2 protein-coding genes and 2 pseudogenes are annotated in these 2166 nt (G+C 35.5%); 3 read left to right on the top strand and 1 reads right to left on the bottom strand.

All coding sequences use genetic code 11. The annotated features are described in order from the left end of the window. The 3 genes and pseudogenes from HLA95_RS30250 to rplT all read left to right on the top strand — a co-directional run. Positions 1-201 (top strand): ATP-dependent Clp protease proteolytic subunit (locus HLA95_RS30250; protein WP_222185085.1); only part of this gene is annotated, 201 nt, incomplete at its 5' end. Positions 202-359: 158 nt separating this feature from the next. Next, a pseudogene (gene rpsL, locus HLA95_RS30245) lies at positions 360-473 on the top strand (30S ribosomal protein S12); the annotation flags it as partial. A 789-nt stretch (positions 474-1262) separates the two neighbouring features. Then, complete coding sequence (gene rplT / locus HLA95_RS30240) at positions 1263-1616, top strand: 50S ribosomal protein L20 (RefSeq protein ID WP_202958634.1); 354 nt, start codon at positions 1263-1265, stop codon at positions 1614-1616. A gap of 356 nt (positions 1617-1972) precedes the next feature. On the opposite strand, the pseudogene rpsR reads toward rplT, so the two are convergent. Continuing rightward, a pseudogene (gene rpsR, locus HLA95_RS30235) lies at positions 1973-2166 on the bottom strand (30S ribosomal protein S18); the annotation flags it as partial.

The raw sequence follows: 2166 nt of genomic DNA, 5'->3' as shown, positions 1-2166 counted from the left end.
GCTTTTTATGAAGCACAAGCGGGAGAATTTGTCCTGGAAGCGGAAGAACTACTGAAACTGCGCGAAATCCTCACAAGGGTTTATGTACAAAGAACGGGCAAACCCGTATGGGTTGTATTCGAAGACATGGAAAGGGATGTTTTTATGTCAGCAACAGAAGCCCAAGCTCATGGAATTGTTGATCTTGTAGCGGTTGAATGAAAATAGCAGGGATTTCACGCAAATCCGTGATTTGATTGAGATTTTATTTATACCGGGTTTAATATTCTAGTAATTTAATATTCTAGTAAATAGAAGTATAATTCATAATTATCCGGTTAGGGTCGATCTAAACCAACCCATTATGTATACGATTCAGCATGCCAACTATTAAACAACTTATTAGAAACACAAGACAGCCAATCAGAAATGTCACGAAATCTCCCGCTCTTCGGGGATGTCCTCAGCGCCGAGGAACATGTACTAGGGTGTATGTGTGACTCGTTCAGATCATGGGCTGGGACAAAAGAAAGAAAACAATTTTTCCAGTATCAATGATCAGTACCAGTGAATAGGATAGAATGGAAGAACTCCATTCACTATCTAAAACTAAAAATAAAAAGATCTATTCTATCCCTCTATTGTGTATGAAATTTATGGTTTCCATTGGTGCAAATCCAATCACCTCAATTTAAGATGAAAAGCAATTCCCCATTGGTAGCAAATCGTTATCCATTAAGCGGGGGAAATCCTATTTAAGAAGTAGAAAGATTATGTTCCCACTCTTGCAAGAACGGACTAACAGGGTCAGCTACCTAGCTAACCTTCATAATTAAATACCGTTACTGTATAGGTAGATTTCATTGTGAAAGACCTATTACTGGATAATTCATGGGTAGAGCCAAAGGGTGTGAACTGTACAAGTTACCAATAATATTGATTAAATGAAGGAAGGGGCTCCGGTGTATAGAGAGGACCTCACCGTTTAAGAAGTAACCATAGAAACGATGGAACCACTATTTCTTTATCTATTTATATTTACTACTTTATTTTAGTTACTATGTTTTTGATACCTCGTATCAATAAATTTCTTATTTCAAGGTAAAATGCCTAGAAAAAAGAAAAAAAATTGTGGTCGGGAAGGTTATAGTAGCAAAAGCCATTGGAATTTTTATTTTATACATTGGAAGAATCCGTTTTGTTATTAATAGACCAGAAAAGGGGAAAAGAATAACTGAAAGAAAGGAAATCAATTAGTTATTCATCAAAGTTTCATTTATTCAATGACCAGAATTAGACGAGGATATATAGCTCGGAGACGTAGAACAAAAATTCGTTTATTTGCATCAAGCTTTCGGGGTGCTCATTCGAGACTTACTCGAACTATTACTCAACAGAAAATAAGAGCTTTGGTTTCGGCTCATCGGGATAGAGATAGGCAAAAGAGAGATTTTCGTCGTTTGTGGATCACTCGGATAAATGCAGTAATTCGCGAGAATAGGGTATCCTATAGTTATAGTAGATTAATACACGATCTGTACAAGAGGAAATTGCTTCTTAATCGTAAAATACTTGCACAAATAGCTATATCAAATAAGAATTGTCTTTATATGATTTCCAATGAGATCATAAAATAAAGGGATTGGAAGAAATCCACCGGAATAATTTAAATGGAGTTCCCCGGAGAATGAACTCCGGGAAAGTAGAGTATAAATTAGTATAATAAAATATGATAATATGAGAAAGTGATAAAGTCGTCAAAATGAGCGAATGCGTTCAATAAAAAAAAAAGATTTCTTCTTCTTCCCCGATTCTTTTTTTTTTTTGTCTTACGACACGACAATCAAATCCGTATTCTCCGATTTTTCGAACAAAACATCAATCGGCGTTTGAGTTCAGATTGGAATTTTGATTCAATTGAAGAGTAAGCCTATTTATTTCTGGTTCTAAGCCCAGTAGTTCTAGCGGTCGACTCGGTTCTTTCAAATTGTTTCTCGTTATTAAGAAAAGGTAACAAAGATAAAATACGAGCTTGTTTTATAGCAATAGTAATTAATCGTTGTTGTTTTAAGGTCAATCTATTCACTCGTCTAGATAATATTTTTCCTTGTTCACTTATAAATCGACTAATTAAACTCATGTTTCTATAATCAATTCGATCCCCCGATTGGATCGGGGGCCAACGCC

Source organism: Geminicoccus harenae, from assembly GCF_019800005.1.
GTDB lineage: Bacteria > Pseudomonadota > Alphaproteobacteria > Geminicoccales > Geminicoccaceae > Geminicoccus > Geminicoccus harenae.
This window is presented reverse-complemented; position numbering and strand designations above follow the sequence as displayed.

Excerpts from the sequence above, each read along its gene's own strand:
- rplT (WP_202958634.1), top strand. The coding sequence starts at position 1,263 with ATGACCAGAATTAGACGAGGATATATAGCTCGGAGACGTAGAACAAAA.